The organism is Gemmatimonas sp. (assembly GCF_044345575.1).
GTDB lineage: Bacteria > Gemmatimonadota > Gemmatimonadetes > Gemmatimonadales > Gemmatimonadaceae > Gemmatimonas.
Map to the genome: position 1 here is coordinate 1 of NZ_JBIJAW010000120.1, position 9209 is coordinate 9209.

The window sequence follows — 9209 nt, forward strand, 5'->3', positions numbered from 1 at the left end:
CGGTGGCGCGCTCCTGTTCGCGCACCGTTACATCAACGGCAGAAACGAGCAGCATGTCCAGATCGAACACCGTCACGCGCGCGTCGACGATGCGTCCCTCGCGTCCATAGGGGAGCATCAGCGTATCAGGCTGTTGCCCGGCGATGGCGAAGCGCAACGCCTCGAGGAGCAACGGACCGAACGGATGGAGCATCACGTTCCAGTGTTGCGCCGCGAGCGGGGCCACCGGATCGACGACGAACATGCAGCGGGCGCTCGCGTTCACGGCCATCGCGAACCCGTCGTTTCGAAAGAGGGCGGCCGCCGAAGGCAACGCCTCGAGCAGGGCGGTGAGCCGTGCTCGCTCTCGCGGAGCAAGCTCCGGAACGGGTTCTGCTGGTGCGGTCGGTTGGGTCATCACATTCCCGGAGGCGCGATCCGACGTCCGCGGCGCCATCGCCACTGATCCCTTGCGGATCGCGCAGCCCGCGCGGGGCGGCAGTTTCTACCCAGCAGCCCCAGTGTCAATTGTAGCGTCCCTCGTCCCCACCGGCAAACCGGACACCGCGAGAGCGGTTCCTTCTGTAACTTTGTACCATGTCTCAGTTCAAGAGTACTCTCGTGCGGGTGCTGCTCATCCAAGCGGTGACGCTGGCCCTGCTGTGGCTCCTGCAGTCGCGCTACACCGCCTGAGGCCAGCGCCCATGCATTGGATCAACTGGGTGGTGGTAGTCGTGTATCTGGTCGTGGTCGTGGGTGACAGCCTACGCCGCACACGCGGCACCAAGAACCTCGAGGGGTTCTTCCTCGCGGGCCGTCGACTACCGTGGTGGGCCGTGGGGTTGAGCGTGATGGCCACGCAGCTGTCGGCCATCACGCTCATTGGCACCACCGGACAGGGGTCCATCAGCGGCCTCCGTTTCGTCCAGTTCTACTTCGGCCTCCCCATCGCGATGGTGCTGCTGGGGGTCACCCTCGTGCCGTTCCTGCACGGCGCCAAGGTATACACCGCCTACGAGTATCTCGAGCGGCGCTTCGACGCGAAGACCCGATCGCTCACGAGCCTGCTCTTTCTGCTGTCACGCGGTATGTCCGCGGGCACCATCATCGCTGCGCCGAGCGTGGTGCTGAGCGCCGTGTTCGGATGGGACCTCGTGTACTGCGTATTGCTGATGGGCATCCCCACGGTGCTCTATACGGCCATCGGTGGGGTGGAAGCGGTGGCGTGGGCCGACGTGAAACAAATGGCGGTGGTGCTCGGCTCGCTGGTGGCGATCATCGTGCTGCTGACCATCAAGCTCCCCGTGCCGGTGGACGAAGCGTTCCGTATTGCCGGCAGCACGGGGCGCATGCGGGTGTTCGATTTCTCCTTTTCGCTCACGGAGACGTACACGTTCTGGTCGGGGATCATCGGCGGCACGTTCCTCATGCTGAGCTACTTCGGCACCGACCAGAGCCAGGTGCAGCGGTATCTCGCCGCGCGCACGGTCGAGGAGGCGCGCACCTCGCTGCTCATGAGCGCGTACTGGAAGATCCCGCTACAGGCGATGATCCTCATCATCGGCGTGCTGGTGTTCCTGTTCTTCACGTTCAATCGCGCGCCGATGCTGTACAACCCGCGTCACGATCGGGCGCTGCGCGAGAAGGCCCCCGCGCAATACGCCGAGCTCGAGTCGCGCTATACGGCCGCACTCTCGGCCCGTGAGCAGGCCGCCCGCGAAGCAGCTCAGGTGAAAGGCTCCGCCCCGCTGCAGGCCTTTGCCGAGCAGAACGCCCGCGTGGACAGCGTGCGCACCGAGGCCCTCGCCGCGGTCACCACGGCGACGGGCGAGAACTCGCGCGACGTGAACTTCATCGTGCCGCGGCTCGTGCTGGAGCACATGCCGCTGGGCTTCGCGGGGCTGTTCCTGGCCGCGGTGATCGGTGCGGCGATGTCGGCGATTGCCGCCGAACTCAACTCGCTGGCCACGGCCTCCACGGTGGACTTCTACCGCCGCTGGTACAAGCCGGACGGCACCGACGCCGAGCTCCTGAAGGCCGGCCGTGTGGCCACGGTCCTATGGGGCGTGTTCGCGTGCGGGGTGGCCGTGAAGGCCGCGACGCTCGGCTCGCTCATCGAAGTGGTGAACCGCTTCGGCTCGTTCTTCTACGGCTCCATCCTCGGCGTGTTCCTGCTGGCGATGATCAAGCGTTCGAACGCCCTTGGCGCCTTCGTCGGATTGATCGCCGGCATGAGCGCGGTAGCCGCGGTGTCATTCGGGGCGCCGCAAGTGAGCTTCCTGTGGCACAACGTGATCGGGGCGGTAGTGGTGCTCGTCGTGGGGCTGGCGCTCTCGTTTGGCGGGAAGAGGGAGAGGGCGGCGGCGTAGGGGCGTCGTACTACGCTGGGCGTTGTACTACGCGCGATCGACGACGCGTTGGCGACTACGCGTTGGCACCTACGCGCTGGAACGGACGCGTTGGCAATGACGCGGGGGGCGCGGGCGACGACGCTGGCAACAACGCACCAACGCAGGCACCTACGCATGAACAACGCGGGCACCAACGCGGGCACCAACGCGGGCACCAACGCGGGGCGACCGAGGCGAAGCCAGGTCGCCCCACGTTTTTGCCCGCGTCGTCGCCTGCGCTCCCTGCGTTCGCGCCAACGCGTTTTTTCCAACGCGTCAGTTCCAACGCGTAGGCGCCAACGCGTCGTCGATCGCGCGTAGTCCCGCGTAGGGGACGCCGAAAAGACGCCGGAAGAACGCGGGAGCGACGCCCCTACATCTTCGGCTGCACCACTGTCTGCCCCGCCACGAGGTTGGCGAGGAGGCGGGCCGCTCCCGGCACCCCCGCCGGCAGCTGCCGGAAGAGCGCCAGCGTCACGTATACGTACCGCCCCTTGCCCACGGGCGCCGTGAGCAGCGCCCCGTCATTCGCCGGCTCGTCGGGATCGTTCATGCGCAGCAACGACGTGTATCGCTTGTCGATCACGCTCGGCATGTACGTGGCGCGTTCCTGCGCCCAGTCGGCCCAGTCGGCGGCACCGATACGGTTGGGGCTCGTGAGCAACGGATTGGTCGGCTGCAGCACGGTCACTGGCGCCTCCTCCAGCGTCACGCGCGCCGCACGCGGCGCCCACTGCAGCGGATAGGGCGTCACGCCAGGGAACGCGTTCATGTTCTGCGCGCCGTACTGCACCACGAGGGTGCCGCCGCGATTTGCGTAGTCGAGCAGGCGCGCGTTGTTCTTCACCAGCGTTTCGCTGGTCTCGTACGCGCGCGGCCCCACCACGATGCTGGTGAACCGCGACAGGTCGGTGCTGCCCAGCATCGCGGGCTCCAGCTTCTCCACGGCGATGTCGAGCTGCTCGAGCGCCTTGATGCCGGCGTCACCCACGCCCTCGATGTATCCCACACGGGCGCGCGGCGGCAGCTTCACGTTCACCGCGGACAGATACATGCCGGACGCACCGTACAGCCGCATGGGCGTGATGTGATCGTACGTCACCAGATACGGCCCGCTGGTGCTCATCGTGCCCTCGTGCAGCGCCATCGCCCCCAACTCGTGGCGCCCTTCCTTCAGCATGCCCCGCACGCGGAACATCACGATGGTGCTGCCCTGCGCGCCAAGCGTGCGCTCGCGTTCCACCGAATCGGCCTTGAGGCCGTCGGGGAGCAGGATCTTCACCGCCACCGTGGCGTCGTGCGGGTAGGCACTCGTGATGCGCACCGGGATCATGCGCTCCACCGGCACCCCGGCGCGGATGTACTCCAGGCTGCTGCCGAGATTCACTGAAATGCCAGGCACCGCACTCACGGGAATCTGCAGATCGCCCTTCACCGGATCGGCAAACCGGTATACCACCGGCGTCGTGATCGTCACCGCTTCGCCGGCGATCTGCACGAACGCCTGCACCACCGTGGACAGCTTCTCCTGCTGGGCGAATTCGTCGCGTGAATCGACCGGCTGCTGGAACCAGTCCTGCTGCTTGCGCCCCTTGGCACGCCACCAGGGCGAGTTGCTCGCAAACGCTACCGCCCAGCGCTGCAACACCTGCGCACTGTCCGGCGCGATGGTCACGTCGCCCGTCTCGGTGCCGCGCAAACCGATCCCCGCCACCCCGGCATTACGCAGGAAGATCGGGGTACGGCCGCGGTTGAACACGGTGATGGTGAGCGGCAGCGTGTCGTTTACCTCCACCTTCACCGGCTCGCGCACCGGGAAGGTGCCGCGCGGCGCCGTGGCTTCGACCACCACGCCCGCCGCCAACACCAGCGCCTGCTCCGTACGTGCAACCGTGGTGGCGAGTGCGTCCCACAGGGCCGGATCCGCCTCGTCCTTCGCACGGCGCGCGTTGGGGCTGCTGCCACCGGTCAAACCGTCGTTCACGTACACGAAGGGGCCGCTGCCGAGGGCGTTGCGCACGCGACGGAACTGCGCAAGCACGCGGGCCAGCGGCGTCACAATCCCCGACGGGTCCTGCGCACGATACTCCGCGCGCACCTGCGCGACACCCTGCAGCGCCGAATCGAGGACCGGCTGCGCCGCGGCCGGCATGGCCGCGCGCATCGTGGTCCACGTGGTGTCGATGCCGTCGAACAGCGACCGCTCCGCGCGGGCATCGGCCGGCCCGGTGCGCGTGGCTTCACGCGCGAGATAACCCCACACCACACCCTTGCGCTGCAGCATCCCGAAGCCCTGGCTTTTGTGCTGCGAACGGCTCTCGGCCGAGATCTCGTAGTAACTGCGCCCCAGCAGCGCGTCGTACTCGCCGGTATTCACGCGCAGCGTGGCGCTGTCGGGCACCTGACGCGCACTCCGGTAGAACTTCTGCGGCGTCCACGGCACACCGAAGTGGCGCACCGGAAACCGCACGGTATCCGCCGCCAGCTCGTACGCCTCACGCGCCAGCAGGCCGCTCACCTGGTGATGCCCGTGCCCGTCGCGGGGCGTACCGCTGAAGAACCCGATCATCACGTGAGGGCGGAACGCGCGCACCACGCGGACCACGTCACCAAGAATGCTGTCTTTCGGCCAGTGCTTGTACGTCTCCTCGGCGTTCTTGCTGAAGCCGAAGTCGAAGGCGCGCGTGAAATACTGCCGGCCGCCGTCCACACGGCGCGCCGCGAGCAGTTCCTGCGTGCGAATCGCGCCCAGCGCTTCGCCCAATTCATTGCCGATGAGATTTTGCCCGCCGTCGCCGCGCGTGAGCGACAGGTACGCGGTCTCCACATGGCGACCGCGAGCGAGCCACGCGATGATGGGCGTGTCCTCGTCGTCGGGGTGCGCCGCCACCGTGAGCACGCGCGCGGTGGTACCGATGCCCGCGAGCGTAGAGCCCAGTGCCGCAGCGCCACGCTCGGGGGCGACCTGCGCGGCCATCGGCATGGCACGAACGACGAGCGCCGCGGCGATGGCCGCGGCGCTGATCGCTCGCTTCGAAGGGGAAGCGAAAGCAGACATGGGTCTCAGTGGGTGGCCGTCATGACAGGGCGCCCTTCCAGCACCTCGCCGGTATCCATCACCATCGCCACGATGCGCGCCTGCTCGGCCTGATGCGCATCGGCGAAGCCTTCGGCGGGGCTCGCCCGCTCGGGGCGCCCCACGTAGCGCACGCCCACCGCCGCGCCGGCACTCGCGCGGAGCCGTGGCTGCACGTACGTCCACGCGCCCTGATTCTTCGGCTCTTCCTGCGCCCACACCACCTGCTCCACGGCGGGATACGTATCCATCACGCGCTGGATCTCCTCATGCGGCCACGGATACAGCTCTTCCACGCGTACCAGCGCCACCTGCGGATTGCGCGACGGGGCGAGTGCCATGTCGTAGTACAGCTTGCCCGTGCAGAACACGATGCGGCGCACCTCGTCGCGGTGCTGCGACGCGATGGGATCGTCGATCACGCTCTGGAAGCGACCGTGCACGAGGTCATCGAGCTTCGACGCCGCCTGCGGCAGGCGCAGCAGCGACTTGGGCTGCATGCAGATGAGCGGACGACGCTGCGCGCGCAGCGCCTGACGACGCAGCAGGTGGAAGTACTGCGCCGGCGTGCTGCAGTAGGCCACCGTCATATTCCCCTCAGCGCACAACTGCAGGAAACGCTCGAGACGTGCGCTCGAGTGCTCCGGCCCCTGCCCTTCATAGCCGTGCGGCAGCAGCATCACGAGCCCGCTGTCCTGCCCCCACTTGGCGCGGTCGGCCACGATGAACTGGTCGATGATGGGCTGCGCCACGTTCACGAAGTCACCGAACTGCGCTTCCCACAGCGTGAGCGTATCGGTCGCGATGACACTGTAGCCGTATTCGAAGGCCAGCACCGCGGTTTCGGAGAGCGCCGAGTTGTACACCTCGAACGTCCCCTTCGCCCCCGGCAGATTGGCCAGCGGCGCATACTTGCGCCCGGTATTCACATCGTTGAGTACGGAGTGCCGATGCGAGAACGTGCCGCGTTCGGCGTCCTGCCCCGTGATGCGCACGGACATGCCATCGATGAGCAGCGAACCGAAGGCCAATGCCTCGGCGTGGCCCCACTCGATGCCACCCTGCTCGCCCATGGTCTCCCGACGGCGCTCGAGCTGCTTGGCGAGACGCGGGTTCGCTGCGAAGTCGGCGGGCCACTGCAGCAGCGACTCGTTCACGAAGTGCAAGCGCTCCGGCGGCAGACCCGTCTGCACCTGACGCGGCGCGGCAGCGGCCGTGTCGACCGGCCAGGGCGCGTGCTTCTCGCTACCCAGCAGCGACTGCTTGAAGCGCGCATGGATGTCAGCGTAGCGCTGCGCCACGTCCTTCTCCACCTGTGCCGCTTCGTCGGCTGTCATCACGCCTTCACTCACCAGACGACTCGCCCACACCTGCGGCACCGTGGGGTGCTTGCGGATGGCGGCCGTGCGGGTGGGCTGGGTGTACATCGGCTCATCACCCTCGTTGTGGCCGTGACGACGATAGCCCACGAGGTCGATGAGGACGTCCTTCTTGAACGTCGCACGGTACGCACACGCGAGCCGCATGGCGATCACGCACGCTTCCGCATCGTCGGCGTTCACATGGAAAATCGGAATCTCGAACCCCTTCGCGAGATCCGACGAGTAGTACGTGGAGCGCGCATCCGACGGATCGGTGGTGAATCCCACCTGGTTGTTCACGATGATGTGAATCGTGCCACCGGTGCGGTACGCGTTGAGGTGCGAGATGTTCAGCGTCTCGGCCACGATGCCTTCGCCCGGGAACGCCGCATCGCCGTGAATGGCCACCGGCACCACCGCGTGCTCGTTGCGGTGCCCCGGCTGGCCGGGCTCGCGCTGCAACGCGCGCACCACACCTTCGATCACGGGGTTCACCACTTCGAGGTGCGACGGGTTGGGCATGAGGCGCAACTTCACCTCGCGTCCCTCCACCGTGCGCGCGCCGTTGTACCCCATGTGGTACTTCACGTCGCCGGTGGCGTTCTCGTCGGCGGCATCATGATGGCCTTCGAACTCGGCGAACAGCGCCTCGTACGGCTTGCCCATCACGTTGGTGAGTACGTTCAGGCGACCGCGGTGCGCCATGCCGATCACCACTTCGTTGGCGCCTTCGCGCCCGAGGGCATCGATCATCGCGTCGAGCATGGGGACGAGCGTATCCGTGCCTTCCACGGAGAAGCGCTTGTACCCCTGGTACGCGCGTCCGAGGAAGCGCTCGAGCCCGTCCACCTCGTTGAGGCGCGTGAGCACCTGCTTCTTTTCGTCGGCCGAGAGCGGACGCGTGATGACACCATCGCGGAACGCCTTCCGGAACCAGTCGCGCTCTTCGTACACCTCGAGGTGCCAGACTTCGTAGCCGATGCGCCCGGAGTACACGCTGCGTTTGCGCGCGATGACGTCCTTGGCGGTGGCGTAGCGATCGTCGCCCAGCGCAGCGCCCGGAATGGCTTCGAGGTCGGCGTCGGTGAGGCCGTGGAATTCGGGGCGCAGTTCGTCGGCACCGGGCGGCGGCGTGCCGAGCGGGTCGAGCTGCACCGCGTAATGGCCAAACATGCGAATGGCCTGCTGCAGTGAGGCGGCCGCGGCCACTTTGGCGAGCAACGCGGTGTCCGCGGGACCGGAAGCGGCGGGAACCGTCGCGCTCGAGCCGGAGGTGCCGAACAGCGACTCGGCAATGCGGAAATACTGACGCCACGTCTCGTCGACGCTGGCCGGATCGCGACGGTACCGCTCGAACTGCTCGGCGAAGATGCCGTCGTTGAAAACGCTCGTAATGGCTGACATAACCACGAAATCTAGTAGGACACCGAGGCCAAATCTGTGGCGGTCTCCTCCAAAACCACGAAAGCCGGTTACCGCCGAGTTACGACGACTGCGGGAGCACGAGCGTGAAGATCGAGCCCTCCCCTGGACGGGAGACAAGCTCGATGCGCCCCCCGAGCAGCGTGGCGAGGCGGCGGGCGATGTAGAGGCCGAGGCCCGTGCCGCGGGCTCGGCGCAGCGCCGAATCCTCGAGCTGGGAGAAGGGGCGGAAGAGACGCTGCATGTCGGTGGCCGCAATGCCCACCCCGGTATCCCGGACCGCGAAGCGCACGGTGGGCGAGCCGTCGGGGCCGGGAGATCCGCGCGATACCCGCACCGTCACGCCGCCGACCTCGGTGAACTTGATGGCGTTCTGGCAGAGGTTGAGGAGGATCTGCCGTACCCGCGCCTCGTCGGTGGTGAGCACCGGCAGTCCCGGCTCGAGATCGAGCATGAACTCGATCCCCTTCTCGCGGGCAAGCGGTTCGAGGAAGGGGTGCAGCGAGTCCAGGAACTCGTCGAGCCGAACAGGTGCCGTGCGGGCGGTCAGGCGGTCGGCTTCGAGGGAGGCATACGTGAGGATGTCCTCGATGAGGCTGCCGAGATGCCGCCCCACCGTGCGCAGGCGCACGAGGACGTCCCGCTGCTCGTCGGTCAGCGGCCCCAGGATCTCGTCTTCCAGGAGTTCGCCGTAGCCCTCGAGCGCCGTGAGAGGGGTGCGAAGCTCGTGCGAGAGGGTGGCCAGTAAGCTGGTCTTCGCGGCGTCGGCGCTGCGGGCCTCCTCGAGCAGCTGGGCCTTCCAGAGGGCCAGGGCCGCCAGGTCGGCCATGACGCCCAGCCGTTCCTCGTCGACGTCGTCGAACAGCGGATGACCGGCCTCCCGCGTGATGGCGAGCACGCCGTACAGCTGCTGGTTGGCGAGCAGGGGGAGCAGCAGGATGGGGCCGATGCCCAGCGTGTGAAGCAGCTGGGCAAAGAACG

Annotated in this window: 5 protein-coding genes; 1 reads left to right on the plus strand and 4 read right to left on the minus strand. The window is 67.3% G+C overall.

Translation table 11 applies throughout. From position 1 onward, the window contains the following. Positions 1-397, minus strand: a 397-nt coding sequence (locus tag ACIQ6O_RS08835) for a hypothetical protein (protein WP_396207414.1), incomplete at its 3' end; no start/stop codon positions are given. Positions 398-683: 286 nt separating this feature from the next. Here ACIQ6O_RS08835 and ACIQ6O_RS08840 point away from each other — a divergent pair. Then, on the plus strand, positions 684-2348 hold the full coding sequence (locus tag ACIQ6O_RS08840; protein WP_396207415.1) for a sodium:solute symporter: 1665 nt from the start codon (positions 684-686) through the stop codon (positions 2346-2348). Positions 2349-2742: 394 nt separating this feature from the next. Here ACIQ6O_RS08840 and ACIQ6O_RS08845 read toward each other — a convergent pair whose 3' ends face one another. The 3 genes from ACIQ6O_RS08845 to ACIQ6O_RS08855 form a co-directional block, all read right to left on the minus strand. Next, on the minus strand, positions 2743-5427 hold the full coding sequence (locus ACIQ6O_RS08845) for a PIG-L family deacetylase (protein WP_396207417.1): 2685 nt from the start codon (positions 5425-5427) through the stop codon (positions 2743-2745). A gap of 5 nt (positions 5428-5432) precedes the next feature. Further along, a complete protein-coding gene (locus ACIQ6O_RS08850) occupies positions 5433-8210 on the minus strand; it encodes a 2-oxoglutarate dehydrogenase E1 component (protein WP_396207418.1) in 2778 nt (925 codons plus the stop codon). Between the two features lie 79 nt (positions 8211-8289). Continuing rightward, positions 8290-9209: sensor histidine kinase (locus ACIQ6O_RS08855; RefSeq protein ID WP_396207419.1), on the minus strand; the 920-nt coding region annotated here is incomplete at its 5' end.

What these genes read in the sequence shown, in the direction of transcription:
- ACIQ6O_RS08850 (WP_396207418.1), bottom strand. Translation starts at nt 8,210, where the DNA reads ATGTCAGCCATTACGAGCGTTTTCAACGACGGCATCTTCGCCGAGCAG.
- ACIQ6O_RS08845 (WP_396207417.1), bottom strand. Translation starts at nt 5,427, where the DNA reads ATGTCTGCTTTCGCTTCCCCTTCGAAGCGAGCGATCAGCGCCGCGGCC.
- ACIQ6O_RS08840 (WP_396207415.1), top strand. Translation starts at nt 684, where the DNA reads ATGCATTGGATCAACTGGGTGGTGGTAGTCGTGTATCTGGTCGTGGTC.